Source organism: Streptomyces sp. NBC_01363 (assembly GCF_026340595.1).
In the GTDB taxonomy this organism is placed as follows: domain Bacteria; phylum Actinomycetota; class Actinomycetes; order Streptomycetales; family Streptomycetaceae; genus Streptomyces.
Map to the genome: position 1 here is coordinate 3,333,423 of NZ_JAPEPF010000001.1, position 17,831 is coordinate 3,351,253.

Annotated in this window: 14 protein-coding genes; 9 read left to right on the forward strand and 5 right to left on the reverse strand. The window is 71.8% G+C overall.

The window, feature by feature from the left end; translation table 11 throughout:
• Positions 1-159: 159 nt before the first annotated feature.
• Entirely contained in the window at positions 160-990 is an 831-nt protein-coding gene (locus OG611_RS15395) for an IclR family transcriptional regulator (protein ID WP_266425906.1), read from the forward strand.
• Positions 991-1,016: 26 nt separating this feature from the next.
• Positions 1,017-1,745: a dipeptidase PepE gene (pepE, locus tag OG611_RS15400; protein ID WP_266419846.1), complete on the forward strand. Its 729-nt coding sequence runs from the start codon at positions 1,017-1,019 to the stop codon at positions 1,743-1,745.
• Here pepE and OG611_RS15405 read toward each other — a convergent pair.
• On the reverse strand, positions 1,708-3,504 hold the full coding sequence (locus OG611_RS15405; protein WP_266419849.1) for an MFS transporter: 1,797 nt from the start codon (positions 3,502-3,504) through the stop codon (positions 1,708-1,710). The genes pepE and OG611_RS15405 overlap by 38 nt on opposite strands.
• 726 nt (positions 3,505-4,230) lie before the next feature.
• On the opposite strand from OG611_RS15405, the gene OG611_RS15410 reads away from it, so the two are divergent.
• The 4 genes from OG611_RS15410 to OG611_RS15425 all read left to right on the forward strand — a co-directional run bounded on the left by OG611_RS15410 (position 4,231) and on the right by OG611_RS15425 (position 10,812).
• Positions 4,231-5,676 carry a DUF4157 domain-containing protein gene (locus OG611_RS15410; RefSeq protein WP_266419852.1) on the forward strand — a complete coding sequence of 482 codons (1,446 nt, stop codon included), beginning with the start codon at positions 4,231-4,233 and terminating at the stop codon, positions 5,674-5,676.
• Between the two features lie 240 nt (positions 5,677-5,916).
• Entirely contained in the window at positions 5,917-8,097 is a 2,181-nt protein-coding gene (locus OG611_RS15415; RefSeq protein ID WP_266419855.1) for an acyl-CoA dehydrogenase, read from the forward strand.
• A gap of 47 nt (positions 8,098-8,144) precedes the next feature.
• The gene (locus OG611_RS15420; RefSeq protein ID WP_266425909.1) at positions 8,145-9,341 is read left to right on the forward strand and encodes a lipid-transfer protein; all 1,197 of its coding nucleotides are present in this window, start codon (positions 8,145-8,147) and stop codon (positions 9,339-9,341) included.
• A gap of 49 nt (positions 9,342-9,390) precedes the next feature.
• The gene (locus OG611_RS15425) at positions 9,391-10,812 is read left to right on the forward strand and encodes an MFS transporter (protein WP_266419858.1); all 1,422 of its coding nucleotides are present in this window, start codon (positions 9,391-9,393) and stop codon (positions 10,810-10,812) included.
• Positions 10,813-10,851: 39 nt separating this feature from the next.
• Here OG611_RS15425 and OG611_RS15430 read toward each other — a convergent pair whose 3' ends face one another.
• The 4 genes from OG611_RS15430 to OG611_RS15445 form a co-directional block, all read right to left on the reverse strand.
• Complete coding sequence (locus tag OG611_RS15430; RefSeq protein WP_266425911.1) at positions 10,852-11,484, reverse strand: response regulator transcription factor; 633 nt, start codon at positions 11,482-11,484, stop codon at positions 10,852-10,854.
• A 130-nt stretch (positions 11,485-11,614) separates the two neighbouring features.
• On the reverse strand, positions 11,615-12,844 hold the full coding sequence (locus OG611_RS15435; protein WP_266419860.1) for a sensor histidine kinase: 1,230 nt from the start codon (positions 12,842-12,844) through the stop codon (positions 11,615-11,617).
• A gap of 11 nt (positions 12,845-12,855) precedes the next feature.
• Positions 12,856-13,578 carry an ABC transporter permease gene (locus tag OG611_RS15440; protein WP_266419863.1) on the reverse strand — a complete coding sequence of 241 codons (723 nt, stop codon included), beginning with the start codon at positions 13,576-13,578 and terminating at the stop codon, positions 12,856-12,858.
• Positions 13,578-14,528 (reverse strand): ABC transporter ATP-binding protein, encoded by a 951-nt coding sequence (locus OG611_RS15445; RefSeq protein ID WP_266419866.1) that lies wholly within the window; start codon positions 14,526-14,528, stop codon positions 13,578-13,580. Before OG611_RS15445 ends, OG611_RS15440 begins: the two co-directional genes overlap by 1 nt.
• A 275-nt stretch (positions 14,529-14,803) precedes the next feature.
• On the opposite strand from OG611_RS15445, the gene OG611_RS15450 reads away from it, so the two are divergent.
• The 3 genes from OG611_RS15450 (at position 14,804) to OG611_RS15460 (ending at position 17,809) form a co-directional block, all read left to right on the forward strand.
• Positions 14,804-15,676: a MaoC/PaaZ C-terminal domain-containing protein gene (locus tag OG611_RS15450; RefSeq protein WP_266419868.1), complete on the forward strand. Its 873-nt coding sequence runs from the start codon at positions 14,804-14,806 to the stop codon at positions 15,674-15,676.
• Positions 15,677-15,751: 75 nt separating this feature from the next.
• A complete protein-coding gene (locus tag OG611_RS15455) occupies positions 15,752-16,828 on the forward strand; it encodes a Zn-dependent alcohol dehydrogenase (RefSeq protein WP_266419871.1) in 1,077 nt (358 codons plus the stop codon).
• A 39-nt stretch (positions 16,829-16,867) separates the two neighbouring features.
• Positions 16,868-17,809 carry a 3-oxoacyl-ACP reductase gene (locus OG611_RS15460; RefSeq protein ID WP_266419874.1) on the forward strand — a complete coding sequence of 314 codons (942 nt, stop codon included), beginning with the start codon at positions 16,868-16,870 and terminating at the stop codon, positions 17,807-17,809.
• The last annotated feature ends 22 nt before the right edge of the window (positions 17,810-17,831 follow it).

A 17,831-nucleotide genomic window follows, 5' to 3' on the forward strand; every position in this document is an offset into this window, starting at 1 on the left:
ACCCGGGCCGGCGCTAGGGCCTGTCCGGCAGATCAGGGTCGGACAGGCCCTCGACTGGGAAGCGCGGGGCGGGGTGCTGAGGCCACATTCGGGATCGGATAGCGTTGAACGCAACTGTTTCCCGTTATTTGCAATTCAGGTCTGAATGGTGAGATGACGATGGCGGACTTCGATCTGGACCGGCGCACCCCCGCCGGAGCCCTGCAAACCGTCGACCGGGCGCTCCTCGTGCTGCTCGCCTTCGAGCGGACCAGACCCGACTGGGGCGTCACCGAGGTCGCCGAGGAGTTCGGCTGGGACACCTCGGTGGCCCAGCGGCTGCTCGCCACCCTCGCCGGGCGCGGCTTCCTGGTCTCCGACCCGGTCACCCGCCGCTACCGCATCGGCCCCGCCGTGCTGCGCCTGGGCAGGCTCTGGGAGCGCTCCGGATCGCTGGAGCTGCTGGCCGGGCCGGTCCTGGAGGAGCTGCGCAGGGTCACCGGCGACACGGTCCTGTTCTGCCTGCCGGACAGCTTCCACATGCGGTGCGTCGCCGCGGAGGAAGGGGAGGCCGGGCCGCTGCGCTACTACCCGCTGGTCGGCGAGCTCTACCCGGCGCACGCCGGAGCGACCAGCAAGTCGTACTACGCGTACCTGCCCGACGAGCAGCGCCACCGGCTCTTCCGGGGCCGCCCGATGGCCCGCTTCACCGACCGGACGGTCACCGACCCGGACCGGCTGGAGGAGGAGTTCCTCAAGGTCCGCGCCCAGGGGTACGCCTTTACGGTCGGCGAGTACGACACCGGCATCGCGACCGTCGCCGTACCGGTCTTCCTCGGGCGCGAACCGTACGGCAGCCTCAGCCTCGGCGGCGCCGAGGAACTCTTCGAGGGCGCGCCGCAGGACCGGCTCGACGCGCTGCGCCACGCGGCCCAGTTGCTGGAGCGGCGGCTCACCCACCCCCCGCAGCGCCCGAAGTCCCGCACCCGTCGCCCCCGTACCGACCGATGAACCGGAAGAGAACCAAGAGGAACCCCATGAATCTGCTGCTGCTCTCCAACTCCACCCAGCACGGCCGCGGTTATCTGGAGCACGCACTCGACACCGTCACCGCGTTCCTGCCCTCCGACGCCCGGCTGGCCTTTGTCCCCTACGCGCTCGCCGACTACACCGCTTACACCGCGCGCGTCCGCGAGGCCCTCGCACCGTCCGGCATCAGTGTCCGCGGGGTCCATGAGAACGCCGACCCGGTCGCCGAACTCGCCGCGTCCGACGCCGTGTTCATCGGCGGCGGCAACTCCTTCCGGCTGCTGAGCGCGCTGTACCGGACCGGGCTGCGGGACGCCGTGACCGAGGCGGTGCGGGACGGGCTGCCGTACATGGGGGCCAGCGCGGGGACGAACATGGCGGCGCCCACCCTGCGTACCACCAACGACATGCCCATCGTGCAGCCGCCGTCCTTCGAGACGCTCGGCCTCGTCCCGTTCCAGATCAACCCGCACTATCTGGACCCGGACCCGGCCAGCACCCACAAGGGCGAGACCCGCGAGGAGCGGCTCACCGAATTCCTGGAGGAGAACGACGTGCCGGTGCTCGGCCTGCGCGAAGGGTCATGGCTGCGGGTCGACGGACGCCAGGCCCGGGTGCAGGGCGCCCGACCCGCCCGGCTGTTCACCCGCGGCGCGCAGCCGCAGGAGCTCGCGGTGGGGTCGGACGTCTCTCATCTGCTCATGACGACACCGCGGTTCGACGCTCCGGTGCGCTGACGCCCAGCACCAGATCGGCGTCGACCGGCAGACCGTCGCCCGGGTAGGCGGCCGGGCGGGCGTTCGGCGCGTGCCCGGTGGCCGAACCGGCCAGCACGAAGTTGCCGCCGTGCGGGGCGGCCAACGTGTAGTGGCCTTCCTCGTCCGCCACGGTGAGACCGGCCTGCCGGCCCCGGTGGTCGATCAGCGTGACATTGGCGCGGGCCACCGGGGCGCCGTCCGCGTCCAGCACCCGGCCGCGGAAGCCGCCCGAACCGGCGACCGGGCGGGAGGCGCCCGGCACCGGGGCCAGGGCGTCCTCGTCACTGCTCGCCAGCAGCGCCGGGCGCATCGCGTCGCGCTGCGACGGCAGGAACGAGGCCAGCACCAGCCCGATCACCACCGCGCCCGTCGCGATCAGGAACGAGATGCGGAACCCCTCCATCGAGGGCAGCGGCACCCCGCCCGCGTGCACCGAGGTGTTCGCCAGCACCATGCCGATCACGGCGCTCGACACCGACGTGCCGATCGACCTCATCAGGGTGTTCAGGCCGTTGGCCGCACCGGTCTCGGACGGATCGACGGCCCCGATGATCAGCGCGGGCAGCGAGGAGTACGCGAGCCCGATGCCGGCCCCGAGCATCACCGCGATCACCACGGTCTGCCAGGCGGCGCTCATCAGCCCCAGCCCCGCCCCGTAACCGATCGCGATGATCAGCATGCCGAGCATCAGGGAGACCTTGGGGCCCCGGCGGGCGGAGAGCCGGGCGTACAGCGGGGCGACGAACATCATCGTCAGGCCGAGCGGCGCCACGCACAGCCCCGCGACCACCATCGACTGCCCGAGGCCGTACCCCGTCGACGTCGGCAGCTGGAGCAGCTGCGGCAGGACCAGCGAGACGGCGTAGAAGGCGACCCCGACCATGATCGAGGCGAGGTTGGTGAGCAGCACCTCGCGTCGGGCCGTGGTCCGCAGATCGACCAGCGGGGCCGGGCTGCGCAGCTCGAACAGGCCCCACAGGACGAGGATCACCAGTGCGGCGGCGATCAGCCCGAGCGTGCTGCCCGAGGTCCAGCCCCAGTCGCTGCCCTTGGTGATGGGCAGCAGCAGGCAGACCAGTCCGAGCGAGAGCCCCAGCGCGCCGACGAGGTCGAACCGGCCGGGGGCGCGCAGTGTGGTCTCCGGTACGGCCAGGACGGTGAGCGCCATCGACAGCACACCGAGACCGGCCGCGCCGAAGAACAGGGTGTGCCAGTCGGAGTGCTGGGCGACCAGTGCGGCGGCGGGCAGCGCCAGGCCGCCGCCGACCCCGATCGAGGAGCTCATCAGCGCCATCGCCGAGCCGAGCCGTTCGCGCGGCAGTTCGTCGCGCATGATGCCGATGCCCAGCGGGATGGCGCCCATGGCGAAGCCCTGGAGGGCGCGTCCCACGATCATGACCACGAGATCTTCGGTGAAGGCGCATATCAGGGAGCCGATCACCATCACGGCGAGACTGGCGAGCAGCATCTTCCGCTTGCCGTAGAGGTCACCGAGCCGCCCCATGATCGGGGTGGCGACGGCCCCCGCGAGCAGCGTCGCGGTCATCACCCAGGTGGCGTTCGACGGGTCGGTGTGCAGAAGGGCGGGCAGGTCCTTGATGACGGGGACGAGCAGGGTCTGCATCACCGCGACGGTGATACCCGCGAAGGCGAGCACGGGGACGACCCCGCCGCCCGCCTTGCGCGGCCTCGGATCGGGGAGTTCCCCGGCGTGCTGTTCGTTCGTCGTCTGTGGCATGCGTGCGGCCTCCGGGCGGCGTGATGAGGGTCTGGGAAAGAGGCATGCGGGCGGTGCGGGCGGGCAGCGCCGACCGCCAAGTGTGTGCAGGCTGAAACCTTCTCTGCGCCCAAGGTATTCCGGTGAACGAGGAACGAACGGGGCACGACGGCGCACGACGGCGCACTCGTGCCCTGTCCGATCGAACGTTGCGCAATCGGCGGTCTGTTGGGAGTTGAGGAGGTGCGGAACAGGCCTCGGGCGGGGCGCGTCGGACCAGGTTGAGCTGTTCTCCCGGAGCCTGTGGCAGGAGAGCGTTCCGCAACTGGGAGAAGGGCGCTCGCCAAGGGCCGTCCTCGTCGGCTCCACCCCAGAGTTCAACGAGCACGGACGGCTCGGCGACGATTCGGTCGAGGGCGTGGAGGGCGAGCTCGCACAGGCTGGCGGGGGCAGCCGGCAACAGCTTGCTGCTCGGCGTTGGCGCGGGTGGCTTCCAGCCGGTAGGAGTTGGTGCCGGTCTTGATGACGTGCGGGTACCTCGACGAGGCATGCGGGCACGCCGGCTGAAGCGGGCCCGGAGCGCGCTGGTCGTACCCACGCCCCGGGCAGCCCCCGCCGATACCCGCCAGGCGGACGCGCTGCCCATACGGGCTACCGCATCGTGCCCGTACATCCCTTACCCGCGACCACTGCACCAGGTAGGCAGGGAGAGCACAGCGAAACTGCCAGCCCTACGAGCGGAAGTCCATGCACGCGCAAGAGCCGAAAAAGAACGAAAAGCAGCCGCAGCTCCCCGCCAAGAGCGCGGCCGCGCGGCCGGGGGAGGCCCCGAGCAGTCGGGTGCCCGATGAGCTTCTCGAACTGCAGCGCACCATCGGCAACGAGGCCGTCGTCCGTATGCTCCAGCGGGACCGGCACCAGCACGGCGCGGGCTGCGGCCACCAACAGCCCACGGCGGAGCCGGTGCAGCGCTCCGCCGTGCACGACGTGCTGCGCGCGCCGGGCAAGCCGCTGGACGGACCGCTGCGCCAGGAAATGGAATCCCGCCTCGGAGCCGACTTCTCCGACGTCCGCCTGCACACCGACTCCGCGGCCCGCGACTCCGCTGCCGAGGTGGGTGCCCGTGCGTACACCTCCGGCAGCCATGTCGTCATCGGCGACGGCGGCGGCGACAAGCACACCCTCGCCCATGAGCTGACGCACGTCATCCAGCAGCGCCGGGGGCCGGTGGCCGGTACGGACAACGGGTCGGGACTGAGCGTCTCCGACCCCGGCGACCGCTTCGAGCGCGAGGCCGAGGCCAATGCGGTCCGGGTGATGAGGCGGACGCCCGAGCAGAGCGACCAGGGCCCCCAAGGTGCCCCCGTACAGCGGAAAGCAGACGCCATGGCCCGGGGCACGGCGCGCGGCACCGACGCGACGGTCCTCCAGCGCTTCTCCCAGGTCAACACCGTGGAGTTGGGGTCCGCACGGGTCTCGGAGAACGGCCTCTATCTCATGACCGTCACTCCCGGGGCGGACACCACCGTCATCTGGGTTGCGGAGAACGCCCCAGCGCCCAGGTACTGCACGCCGACCGGGCAGAGCGGGGACATCGGGGGTCGCACGTACGCGGAGTACGAGCCGTCGACGACCTTCCTCGCGGACTGTGCCCACACCGCCGAGGAGATCATGCACCAGCAGCGGCTTGCCCTGGGGCAGGACGCCAGCGAATTCGCCTTGGGCGGCCGCCAGTTCGGCTTGGGCGAAAGGGAGAACGCGGAGGGCGCCCTGGCCTACGCGCATGCCAGGCCCGGCGGCCCGCACGCGAACGGCGAGGAGCGGCCGGCCCCCGGCCAGGCGTTCGCCATCGTGGAGACCGCGTGGGACGAGGATTACGAGCTGCCCGCCAACACCAGCGGGTGGCCCTACCACGTGGCGGCCGTGGTCGCCGTGGACGGCGATGACCGCATCACCGTGGAGCAGGCCGCGGACGGCACCGACGCAAAGGCCCGCCAGGGGCACGAGGGCATCGTCGACATGTATACGGCGGGCACGGACCCGACCAACGGGCAGGCGCTGCCGCACAGTTTCCACGGGCGAAACACCGGCGCTCCGGTGCAGCACTTCTCGGTCGGCGCGATCACCGTCATCCTCCAGCCGATCAATGTGGGCGGTCTCAGAAGGGAGACCGGCCGCCGGAAGCTCATGTGACTCGACCCGACCCGACCCGACCTGCTCGCCCTGACCCTGAACGCCCGCCCGTAGAACCGAAGCCGGCCCGCAGCCGCCCCGCGAGGGCGCGGCTACGGCCTGTCGAGTCCGGCCGGCAGTCTTCACCAGGCGCACTCGGTTCGAGGTGCGCGAAGATCCGGCCGTCATCTGACCTTCCGTCAGAATGGAACGTGTTCTACCCTTGCGCCGTTCCAGTGGCTGCGACCGGCGAGGATCCGCATGGGCATCGGAATCACCGAAGAACACCGGGAGTTGGCGCAGGCCGTGCGAGGCTGGCTGGCGCGCTCCGTCCCACCGCAGGAGATCCGCAAACTGCTCGACGCGGATGCCCCGGATGCCCCCGGCGTGCGCCCCGGGTACTGGGACGGGCTCGCGGAACAGGGCCTGCTCTCCATCCATCTGCCCGAGGCATACGGGGGTGGGGGCGGCCGGCTCCTCGACCTGGCCGTGGTCCTCGAAGAAGCGGGCCGGGCCGCGCTCCCCGGCCCGTACCTGTCGAGCTCCCTCGCCTCCGCCGTACTGCGCGAGGCAGGGCCGCACGACCTGGTGCGCGGGCTCGCGGACGGTGCGCGCATCGGCGCCGTCGCCCTCGGCCCCGGCACCCTCACCGCCGTCGAACACGGGGACGGCCATCTGCTCGACGGCACGGCACCGCCCGTCCTCTCCGGCGCCGATGCCGACCTGCTCCTCCTCCCCGCCGAATCGGCCACCGGCACCCTCTGGTTCGCCGTCGACTCCGCCACCGAAGGGCTGACCGCCCGCCCGCACCGGGGTGCCGACCCGACCCGGACCACCGCCGCGATCCACGCCGAGGGGGTGCTCGTACCCGCCGCCCGCCTCGTGCGGACCGACACCACGCGCGTCCGCGACCTCGCCGCCGTGCTCCTCGCCGCGGAAGCCTGCGGAACCGCGGCCAGGGCGCTGCACACCGCGGCCGAACACGCCAAGGTCCGCGAGCAGTTCGGCCGCCCCATCGGGCAGTTCCAGGGCGTCAAGCACCTCTGCGCCGACATGCTCGTACGGGTCGAGCGGGCCCGTGCGCTGGTGTGGGACGCGGCCCGCGCCGCCGACGAGGAGGCGGACCCGGACGTACGGTCCATGGTCGCCGCCCTCGCGGCGTCGGACGCGATGGACGCCGCGTACGGCTGCGCCAAGGACTGCGTCCAGATCCTCGGCGGCATCGGCTTCACCTGGGAGCACGACGCCCATCTGTATCTGCGCCGGGCCCTGGTGGCACGGCAGTTGCTGGGGACCGGCGACACCCACCGGCTGCGGGCCGTCCGGCTGGCCGAGGGCGGGGCGCGCCGCGAACTCGCCCTCGAACTCCCCGCCGGGGCCGCCGCCCACCGGGCCGCCGCGCGCGAGTCCGTCGCCGCCGCCCGCGGCCTCGACCCGAAGGCCGCCCGCCGCGCCCTCGCCCCGACCGGCTACGCCGCCCCGCACCTCCCCGCCCCCTACGGCCTGGACGCCGGCCCCGTCCAACAACTGGCCATACAACGGGAGTTGGCGGAACAAGGGGTGAGGCTGAGCGACCTAGGGATCGCCACCTGGGTGGTGCCCTCGCTCATCGCCCATGGGACGGCCGAGCAGCAGGACCGCTATCTGCTGCCCACCCTGCGCGGCGAACTCCTGTGGTGCCAGCTGTTCTCGGAGCCCGGCGCGGGATCCGACCTCGCCTCGCTCCGCACGAGGGCGGAGCGGACCGAGGAGGGCTGGCGGATCAACGGACAGAAGGTGTGGACGAGCGCCGCCCAATGGGCCGACCACGGGATCCTGCTCGCCCGGACCGACCCGGACGCCCCCAAGCACCAGGGGATCGGCTACTTCCTCGTCGACATGAAGAACACCCCGGGCATCGACATCCGGCCGCTGAAGGAGATCACCGGCGACTCCCTCTTCAACGAGGTGTACTTCGACGACGTCCTGCTGCCCGCCGACGCCGTCGTGGGCGAGCCCGACGGCGGCTGGCGGGTCGCCCGCAACACCCTGGGCAACGAACGCGTCCACATGGCCGACCAGATGACCTTCGACACCGGCCTGGAGGCACTGATCGCCCGCTCCGGCGAACTCGACGGCGCCTGCCGGGCCCGCATCGGAGCACTCGCCGCCGAGGCCCACGCGCTCGGCTGCATAGGACTGCGGACCACGATGCGACAGGTCTCCGGGCTCGAACCCGGCGCGGGAGCCTCCGTCCGCAAGCTCGTCCAGACCACCCACCAGCAGAAGGTCGCCGAACTCGCCCTCGAACTCCTCGGCCCGGCGGGCGCGGCAGGCGAGGGGCCGGGGGAGCGGGTCCTGCACGGCTTCCTGATGTCCCGCTGCCTGACCATCGCGGGCGGCACCACCCAGGTTCAGCTCAATGTCGTCGCCGAGCGCATCCTCGGCCTCCCGCGCGATTGAAGGGACTTGCCATGAAGCCCGAGAAGCACGCGAAGCCCATGAAGCTCATGAAGGCGTACGTCGTCGGTGTCGGAATGACGAAGTTCGAGAAGCCCGAGACGCGCGACTGGCAGTACTGGGACATGGCGAAGGAGGCCGGGTCGGCGGCGCTCGCCGATGCCTCCCTCGCGTACGAGCAGATCCAGCAGGCCGTCGTCGGCTACTGCTTCCAGGCCTCCACCGCCGGTCAGCGCGCCGTGTACGGCCTCGGCCTGACCGGGGTCCCCGTCTACAACGTCAACAACAACTGCGCCACCGGCTCCACCGCCCTGATGATGGCCCGGCAGTTCGTCGAGGGCGGCGGCAGCGACTGCGTCCTCGCGCTCGGCTTCGAGAAGATGACGCGCGGCGCACTCGGCGGCGGTGGCGCGGACGGCGGTGCCGCCGACTTCAGGACATCTCCCGTGGCCCGGCACTACGGAGTCATGGCCGCCGCCCACGGCTTCGAGATGAGCCCGCCCACCGCCCAGATATTCGGCAACGCGGCCCGCGAGCACATGGCGCGGTACGGGACGACCGAGGCACAGCTCGCCGCCGTCGGCGCCAAGAACCACCGGCACTCGGTGAACAATCCGTACGCCCAGTTCCAGGACCCGTACACGGTCGAGGAGATCCTCGCCGCGAAGACCATCCACAGCCCGCTGACCAAGCTCCAGTGCTCACCCACCTCCGACGGCGCGGCCGCCGCCGTCGTCGTGTCGGAACGCTTCGTCGAGAGCCACGGTCTGGGCGACCGGGCGGTGGAGATCGTCGCCCAGGCCATGACCACCGACACCGGCGAGTCCTTCGCCTCGGGGACCTGCATCGACGCGGTGGGGCTGCCGATGTCGCGGGCCGCCGCCCGGCAGGTCTACGAGGCGTCGGGGCTCTCGGCCGCCGACCTGGACGTCATCGAACTGCACGACTGCTTCTCCATCAACGAGCTCCTCACCTACGAGGCGCTCGGGCTGTGCGGCGAGGGCGAGTCCGGAAAGCTCGTCGAGTCCGGCGCCACCACGTACGGCGGCCGCTGGGTGGTCAACCCGTCCGGCGGGCTGATCTCCAAGGGGCACCCGCTCGGCGCCACCGGAATCGCCCAGGCCGCCGAACTGACCTGGCAGCTCCGGGGCGAGGCGGGGAACCGGCAGGTGAAGGACGCCCGGGTCGGCCTGGCCCACAACATCGGGCTCGGCGGAGCGGCGGTGGTGACGCTGCTGCGGCGGTAGACCCGAATTCCGATGTGCGGGGCGAAGCACGGGTGCGAGCATGACGGGCATGGTTGACGTCAGGACGCCCGTGCCGCCGCGAGAGCGGACCAGTACCCACACCTGGGCGGCGGTGCTCGCCGCCTGCGTCGGTCAGTTCCTCGTCGTGCTCGACGTGTCCGTCGTCAACGTCGCCCTGCCGTCCATGCGTTCCGACCTCCGGATGAGCTCCGCCGGACTCCAGTGGGTGCTCAACGCCTACTCGATCGCGTTCGCCGGATTCATGCTCCTCGGCGGGCGCGCGGCGGACATCTACGGCCGCAAGCGGATGTTCCTCATAGGCCTCGGCCTGTTCACCGCCGCCTCCCTGGCCGGTGGGCTCGCCCAGGACGGCTGGCACCTGCTCGCCGCCCGCGCCGCGCAGGGGCTCGGCGCCGCCGTGCTCGCCCCCGCCACCCTGACCCTGCTCACCACCGCCGTCCCCGAGGGCCCGGACAGGACGAAGGCGATAGGCACCTGGATGGCCGTCGGCGCGGGCGGCGGCGCGGCCGGCGGGCTGATCGGCGGGGTGCTCACCGATCTGTTCTCCTGGCGCTGGGTGCTGCTGATCAATGTGCCGGTCGGGGTCCTCGTCCTGGCCGGCGCCGCCGTCCGGCTCGCGGAGGGCCGGGCCGGTGACCGGCGGCGGATCGACCTGCTGGGCGCGGTACTCGTCACGGTGGGCCTCGCCTGTGTCGCGTACGGCATCGTGCAGACCGAGGAGTCGGGGTGGACCGCGACGGCGACCCTGGCGCCGCTGCTCGGCGGGGTGGCCCTGCTGGGCGTCTTCGTGGCGGTGGAGGCCCGGACGGCGGAGCCGCTGATGCCGCTCCGGGTGCTCGGGACACGGGCGGTGACGTCGGCCAACGCGGCGATGCTCGTGATCGGCTCGGCGACGTTCTCGATGTGGTACTTCATGACCGTGTACGCCCAGGCCGTGCTGGGTTACACCCCGCTGGAGGCCGGACTCGCCCTGATGCCCACGTCGTTGGCCGTCGTCCTCGGCTCGAAGTGCGCGCCCCGGGCGATGGCCGTGACCGGCGCGAAGAACCTGGCGCTCATCGGTACGGCCATCGCCGCCGCGGGCTTCGGCTGGCAGTCCACGATGGGACCCGACGGTTCGTACCTCACCTCGGTCTGCCTGCCCGGCGTCCTGATGATGGCCGGTACGGGCCTGGCGGCCACTCCGCTCGCCTCGCTGGCCATCAGCGGCGCGGCCCCCGGCGAATCCGGTCTGGTCTCCGGCCTCGTCAACACCTCCCGCACGATGGGCGGTGCGCTCGGTCTCGCCGTGCTCTCCACCGTCGCGGCGGCCCGCACCGCGGGCGGCACCGGACCGGAGGAGCTCACGGCCGGCTTCGCACTCGCCTTCCGGACGGCCGGCACGGTACTGCTGGGCGGACTGCTGCTGATGGCGCTCTGGCTGCCCCGCCACCGGTCGGACCGGCGCTGAGACGCGGGGCCCGTCCGCGCCCGGTCCGTCGGACGGGCCTTACAGCCACCCCTGTTGCCGCGCCGCCCGGACCGCTTCCATCCGGTTGCGGGTGCCCGTCTTGCCGATGGCCGACGACAGATAGTTCCGCACCGTCGACTCGGACAGATGCAGCTTCGCCGCGATGTCGGCGACCGTCGCCCCGTCCACCGAGGCGTTCAGCGCGTCCCGTTCCCGCGCGGTCAGCGGGCTCGGCCCGGCGCTGAGCGCGGCGGCGGCCAACGCCGGGTCGATCACCGTCTCGCCCCCGAGCACCCGGCGGATCGCGGTGGCGAGCTCCTCGACGGGACCGTCCTTGACCAGGAACCCCGCCGCCCCGGCCTCCATCGCCCGGCGCAGATAGCCGGGGCGGCCGAACGTGGTGAGGATCAGCACCCGGCAGTCCGGCACCTCCTCGCGCAGATCGGCGGCGGCGTCCAGCCCGCTGCGGCCCGGGAGTTCGATGTCCAGGAGCGCCACATCGGGGCGGGACGCCAGCGCGGCGTCCACGATCTCGTCCCCGGCGGCCACCTGCGCCACGACCTCGATGTCCGGCTCGAGACCGAGCAGCAGGGCCAGCGCACCGCGCATCATGCCCTGGTCCTCGGCGAGCAGGACCCGTACGGACTTGGTCGGACGATGATCCTGCGGCATCTCGTTCACGGAGAACAGACTAGGGTGCGGTGTGCCCTGGAGCGTCGCTACGGCCGCTGCCGGCATTCCCTGGCGATCGACGACCGTGTGGGGGCCAGTTCCAGGTCGACCGTCCGGGCCTCGGCATCGGTCACCGGCACGGGACGGAGAGCGGGGCCCCACCCGTGTCACCGTCCGGTTCCCCGGGCACGTCCGCCGGGAGTTCCGCCGTGACCACGAAACCGGCCTCGGGGCCCCGGCTTGTTTCCAGCGAGCCGCCGGCCGCGGCGAGTCGTTCGGTGAGGCCCTTCAGGCCGGTGCCCCCGATGCCCGGGGAGGGCGGCGCGGCCGGGGTCCGGCCGTCGTCGGTGACCGTGAGCCGGACCCGTTCGGCGGTGCCTTCGAGCACGAACGAGCAGGTCGTCGCGGCGGAGTGGCGTACGACGTTGGTGACGGCCTCCCGCACCACCCAGCCCAGCAGTGCCTCCGTCTGCGGGGCGAGCGGTGGTCCGGAGCGGCGGAGCACCGGCTCGATCCCGGCGGCGGTCAGCGCGGACCGGGCTCGGTCGAGCTCGGTGGCCAGGCTTCCCTCCCGGTAGCCGGTGACGGCCTCCCGGATCTCGGTGAGGGCCTGACGGCCGACGGACTCGATGTCGGCGACCTGGGTGAGCGCCGCGTCCATGTCGCGCGGTGCGAGCCGGCGCGCGGCCTCCGACTTGACCACGATCACGGAGAGCGTGTGGCCCAGCAGATCGTGCAGATCGCGGGAGAAGCGCAGCCGCTCCTTCTCGACGGCGGTGCGGGCCAGTTCCTGCCGGGTGGTGCGCAGTTCCATCACGGTCTCCGCGAGGGTGAGGATCGCGGCGGTCACCGCACCCGAGATGAAGGTGCCGTAACCGATCGTCCACGGGTCCGAGCTGCCGTTGCCGCGCCACACCGCCACCGAGGTGGCGACCGCGGCGAGCGAGAGCACGCCGACCGCCAGCTGCCGGTTGCGCAGGATGGTGCCGCAGGCCAGCGAGAGCAGCGGGAAGAACAGCAGCCAGCTCCCGCCGTAGCCGATCGCGAGCACGAGCGTGACGGCGGCCATCGCGGCGAGCAGCCAGTACGACACCGGGCTCTCGCGCTTCTCCTTGACGAAGCCGCGGAACACCACGGAGATGTAGAGGGAGTTGAAGGTGAACAGCCCGAGACCGCCGAGCCAGGGATTGGGTGCCTCGCCCTGGAAGAGATTGGAGAAGGAGCCCATGCCCATCAGCAGCCAGGGCAGCAGGGTGTACGGTCCCGGCGGGCCGGGGCGCCGCTCCTCGCCCCCCCTGCGCCGGCGCCTCCACGGGCCCGGCCGCCCGTCCGCACGCGTACCCGTTCGGTTCCTGGGCATGTCCACTCCTGTCACACGGTTCTCGCGGACCGACGGTACGAGATCACGGCGTACGTACCGAACAGCAGGAGCCACCCGCAGAGCACCGCGATCGTGCCGGTGCCGGGCGCGTGTCCCTCGGTGGTTGCCCAGCCCAGGTCGGCGAAGCGGTTGGCCGGGGTGAACCTGCCGATGGAGCGCAGCCACTCGGGCAGCAGCTCCAGCGGGAACCACAGCCCGCCGACGATCGCGAAGCCCATCAGACAGGCCACGTTGACCACCCCGGTGCCCTGCGGGGTGAGCCGGTAGCCGTTGCCGAGGCCGAGCAGGGTGAACGGCAGCGCGCCGATCCACAGCAGCAGCGCCAGCGCGATCCACTGCCAGGCATCCAGCCGCACCCCGTTGAACAGCCCGCCGGCCAGCAGCACCGTCAGGATCGTCGGCAGGACCGTCACCGAACCGCTGATCGCGCGGCCCACGACCGCCTGCGAGGGGGCGAGCGGGGTGACCCGCAACTGCTCCAGCCAACCGAGGGTCTTGTCGGAGGCGACCCCCGTACCGATCGACATGGCGGAGCCCAGCGCCCCGTACGCGGCCATGCCGACCATCGAGGCGGTCTTCCAGCCGTCGACGTCGTTGCCGCCGCCGATGTTGGTGAAGAGCAGGTACATCATCACCGGCATCCCGGTCCCGAAGATCAGGAAGAAGCCGTCGCGCAGGGTCCGGCGGATTTCGAGCACGATGTAGCGGAACATCAGACGATCTCCCTCTCGGAATCGGTTACGGGCGGAGCGGCGGCCGGTGACGTGAGGGAGAGGAACGCGTCCTCCAGCGTGGCCCGGGAGACCTGGAGGTTCCGGATCGCGTCGAGGCGGGCCAGCTCCCTGACGGTGGCGTCCGAGTCGTCGGTGTGCAGCAGCGCCCGGTCCCCGGACACCTCGACGGCGACCACACCGGGCAGCAGCTCCAGGCCCCCGGTCGGCCCGCCCGCCAGGTCGAAGGAGACGAGACTGCTGCCGGCCGAGCCCCGGATCGTGTCGCCGGTGCCGTCCGCGACGATCCGGCCCCGGTCGATGACGACGATCCGGTCGGCGTTCTCGTCGGCCTCCTCCAGATAGTGGGTGGAGAACAGGACGGTGTTGCCGCGCCGGGCATAGGCCCGCATCGAGTCCCAGAACGTGCGGCGCGCCTCCACGTCCAGGGCGGCGGTCGGCTCGTCCAGGACGATCAGCTCCGGATTGCCGGCCAGCGCGACGGCGAAGCGGACGCGCTGGGTCTGGCCGCCGGAGAGCTTGTCGATGCGCCGGTTCGCGTACGCGGTCACGCCCGCCAGGGAGAGCGCCTCGGACACCGGCATCGGCTTCGGATAGGTGGAGGCGACGAAGGCGATCAGCTCGCGGACGGTGACCCGCTGGATGGGCCGCCCGTCCTGGAGCATGGCGCCGACCAGTCCGTCCCGCACCGCGTGCTCGGCGCTCCGCCCCAGCACCCGCACCGTGCCGGAGTCCGGCTGGTCGAGGCCGAGCAGAAGCCGGATGGTGGTGGACTTGCCCGCCCCGTTGCGGCCGAGCAGGGCGACGGTCTCGCCGCGGCCGATGGACAGATCGATCCCGTCCACGGCCCGTACGCCGTGCCCCGCCCGGCCGAAGGTCTTGGCCGCCCCGGTGAGGACCACCGCGGCTCCGCTCCCCGTTGTCTGCATCATGAACACGACGCTACGGAGGCCGCCGGGGTCCCCGGCAGATGTCTGTGTACGGACTTCGCCATGACATATGTCATGACCGGATGCCGGCCCACGGAGGAATCTGACGCCACGTCAGCAGCAGTCTTCACAACTGCTGGGCGCTGCGTTATACATGGGTTCATCGGCTAGAACGCGTTCTAGAACAGGCGTCGCGGCCGGTCCCGCGCGACCTCGGTGCGGCCGACGGTGCGGACGGCCGCGCCGAGGTCTTCCCACCATCAAGGAGCAGCTCTCCCATGCCCATTGATGCCGAAAAGGCTCTCGCCGCCGAACCCCGCTCCACCCGGATCGGCTGGGACCACAAGGATGTCCAGCTCTACCACCTCGGGATCGGCGCCGGCTCCGACCCCGGCCGTGCCGACCCCGCCGTCGACCCCCACGAGCTGCGCTACACACTGGAGTCCCGGCTCCATGTGCTGCCCTCCTTCGCCACCGTGGCGGGCGCGGGCATGGGGGTCGTCGGCGGACTCTCCTCGCCCGGCGTCGACATCGACCTCGCCGCCGTCCTGCACGGCGGGCAGAGCGTACGGGTGCACCGGCCGATCCCGGTGCGGGGCAGCGCCGTACAGACCTCGAAGGTCGCCGCGGTGTACGACAAGGGCAAGGCGGCCGTGCTGGTGCTGCGCACCGAGGCCGCCGACGAAGAGGGCCCGCTGTGGACCAACGACGCCCAGATCTACGTCCGGGGCGAGGGCGGCTTCGGCGGTGAACGCGGCCCGTCCGGGCGGGCCGCCTATCCCGTGATCGCCCCGAACCACGTCGTGGAGCGGCCGGTCCGGCCGGACCAGGCGCTGCTGTACCGCCTCTCCGGGGACTGGAACCCGCTGCACGCCGACCCGGAGTTCGCCGCACGCGCCGGCTTCGACCGGCCGATCCTGCACGGACTGTGCACCTACGGCATCACGCTCAAGGCCGTCACCGACACGGTCCTCGGCGGCGATGTGACCCGTGTCCGCTCCTACCGCACCCGGTTCGCCGGGATCGTCTTCCCCGGCGAGACCCTCCGCATCGAGATGTGGACCGCCGAGGACCAGGTGCGGGTCGAGGTGAGAGCCGTGGAGCGGGACAACGCCATGGTCCTCGGCGACACCTTCGTCGAGCACTCCTGAACCCGAACCCGCACCCGAACCGACTCCAAGAGGACCGCAGCCCACGTTCCGCAGGCCCATGAGGGGAGCCGCACCATGCGCGCAGCCGTACTGCACGAGATAGGCCAGGACAAACTGGAAGTCCTCGACGACGTCGAGGCGGTGGGCTTCGGCCCCGGCAAGGTCAGGCTCCGCATCAGGGCCACCGGACTGTGCCACTCCGATGTCTCCGCGATGAGCGGGGTGCTGCCGCAGCCCGCCCCGTTCATCCCGGGCCACGAGGGCGCCGGCGAGGTCCTGGACGTCGGCGACGGCGTCACCGGGCTGAGCGCGGGGGACCGGGTACTGGTCTGCTGGCTGCCCGCCTGCGGGGCGTGTCCGTCCTGCAAGCGCGGCCAGACCCAGCTCTGCCTGGCCGGTTTCATGAACGCGGGCACCCCCAACTTCAAGCGCCCCGGCGGCGATGTATTCGGCTTCGCGGGCACCGGCACCTTCACCGAGGAGGTCGTCGTCGGCGCGGGCTGCGCGGTGCCGATCCCCGACGACGTGCCGTTCGAGATCGCCGCGCTGATCGGCTGCGGGGTGACCACCGGACTCGGCGCGGCCATCAACACCGCACAGGTGGAGGCCGGTTCATCGGTCGCCGTGATCGGCTGCGGCGGCGTCGGCATCTCCACCATCCAGGGTGCCAGGGTGCAGGGCGCCGCCCAGATCGTGGCCGTGGACCCGGTCGCCTCCCGGCGCGAGGCGGCGCTGCGGTTCGGCGCGACCGAGGCGGTCTCGCCCGACGAGTTCGCCGACGCCAAGCAGCGGATCACCGCGGGCGAGGGCTTCGACTACGTCTTCGAGGTCGTCGGCAAATCGGCCACCGCGCGCACCGCGTACGACCACACCCGGCGCGGCGGCACCCTGTGCATCGTCGGCGCGGGCGCGATGGACGACAACTTCCAGGTCAACATGTTCGAGCTGTTCTTCGACGAGAAGCGGATCCTGCCCTCCATGTACGGGGGCGGCGATGTGCTCCGCTCGTACGAACGGGCCATCGCGCTCTGGCGGGCCGGGCGGATCGACCTCGAATCGATGATCACCCACCGGGTGCGGCTCGACGGGATCAACGACGCACTCGACCAGATGCGGACCGGCGAGTCGCTGCGCACCTGCGTCGAGCTCTGACCACCGCCCGCCCCTCCTGAGAGGACTGGAGAGATTCCGATGTCACTTCCCCTGGACGGCATGTCCGCGATCGTCACGGGCGCGGGCCGCGGCCTCGGACGCGCCGAAGCGCTGGAACTGGCGGGGCTGGGCGCGTCCGTGGTCGTCAACGACTACGGGCAGCCGGGCCGCGACGGCTCCGGCGAGGCGTCCGCGACGCCCGCCGAGGAGGTCGCCGAGGAGATCCGGGCCGCGGGCGGCCGGGCGGTCGCGCACCTCGGCGACGTCTCCGACCACGAGCAGGCCCGCGCCCTGGTGGAGCTGGCCGTCGACACCTACGGAAAGCTCGACGTCCTGGTCAACAACGCGGGCATCCTGCGCGACCGGATGATCTTCTCGATGACCGAGGACGAGTGGGACTCCGTCATCAGGGTCCACCTCAAGGGCCACTTCAACACCACGCACTTCGCCGCCGCGCACTGGCGCACCCGCTCCAAGGAGTCCGGCGGCCCGGTCCACGGCCGGATCGTCAACACCTCGTCGGAGGCGTTCCTGGCCGGTTCGGCGGGCCAGCCGAACTACGCGGCGGCCAAGGGCGGCATCGTCGGCCTCACCACCTCCACGGCGCTGGCCCTGGCCAGGTACGGAGTCACCGCCAACGCCATCTGCCCGCGGGCCCGCACCCGGATGACCGAGGACGTCTTCGCGGGCTTCCAGGAGCCGACGGACGGCCGGCTCGACGCGCTCGCACCCGAGCACGTCGCGCCACTGGTCGGCTATCTGGCCTCCCCGGCCGCCGCCAAGGTCAACGGGCAGTTGCTCGTGGTGCACGGCGGGATGGTCGCGATCGTCGAACGCCCCAGGGTCGTGGCGAAGTTCGACTCCTCGAAGGAGACGTTCTCCTTCGAGGAGCTGGACGAGCTGATCTCGCCGTACTACGAGGAGCGCCCGCCGAACGAGACCTTCGCCGCGGCGGAGGTGCTCGGCCTGAAACGGGGCTGACCGACGGGGTTGGACCACCGCG

Excerpts from the sequence above, each read along its gene's own strand:
- OG611_RS15395 (WP_266425906.1), top strand. The coding sequence starts at position 160 with ATGGCGGACTTCGATCTGGACCGGCGCACCCCCGCCGGAGCCCTGCAA.
- pepE (WP_266419846.1), top strand. The coding sequence starts at position 1,017 with ATGAATCTGCTGCTGCTCTCCAACTCCACCCAGCACGGCCGCGGTTAT.
- OG611_RS15405 (WP_266419849.1), bottom strand. The coding sequence starts at position 3,504 with ATGCCACAGACGACGAACGAACAGCACGCCGGGGAACTCCCCGATCCG.
- OG611_RS15410 (WP_266419852.1), top strand. The coding sequence starts at position 4,231 with ATGCACGCGCAAGAGCCGAAAAAGAACGAAAAGCAGCCGCAGCTCCCC.
- OG611_RS15415 (WP_266419855.1), top strand. The coding sequence starts at position 5,917 with ATGGGCATCGGAATCACCGAAGAACACCGGGAGTTGGCGCAGGCCGTG.
- OG611_RS15420 (WP_266425909.1), top strand. The coding sequence starts at position 8,145 with ATGAAGGCGTACGTCGTCGGTGTCGGAATGACGAAGTTCGAGAAGCCC.
- OG611_RS15425 (WP_266419858.1), top strand. The coding sequence starts at position 9,391 with ATGGTTGACGTCAGGACGCCCGTGCCGCCGCGAGAGCGGACCAGTACC.
- OG611_RS15430 (WP_266425911.1), bottom strand. The coding sequence starts at position 11,484 with ATGCCGCAGGATCATCGTCCGACCAAGTCCGTACGGGTCCTGCTCGCC.
- OG611_RS15435 (WP_266419860.1), bottom strand. The coding sequence starts at position 12,844 with ATGCCCAGGAACCGAACGGGTACGCGTGCGGACGGGCGGCCGGGCCCG.
- OG611_RS15440 (WP_266419863.1), bottom strand. The coding sequence starts at position 13,578 with ATGTTCCGCTACATCGTGCTCGAAATCCGCCGGACCCTGCGCGACGGC.
- OG611_RS15445 (WP_266419866.1), bottom strand. The coding sequence starts at position 14,528 with ATGATGCAGACAACGGGGAGCGGAGCCGCGGTGGTCCTCACCGGGGCG.
- OG611_RS15450 (WP_266419868.1), top strand. The coding sequence starts at position 14,804 with ATGCCCATTGATGCCGAAAAGGCTCTCGCCGCCGAACCCCGCTCCACC.
- OG611_RS15455 (WP_266419871.1), top strand. The coding sequence starts at position 15,752 with ATGCGCGCAGCCGTACTGCACGAGATAGGCCAGGACAAACTGGAAGTC.
- OG611_RS15460 (WP_266419874.1), top strand. The coding sequence starts at position 16,868 with ATGTCACTTCCCCTGGACGGCATGTCCGCGATCGTCACGGGCGCGGGC.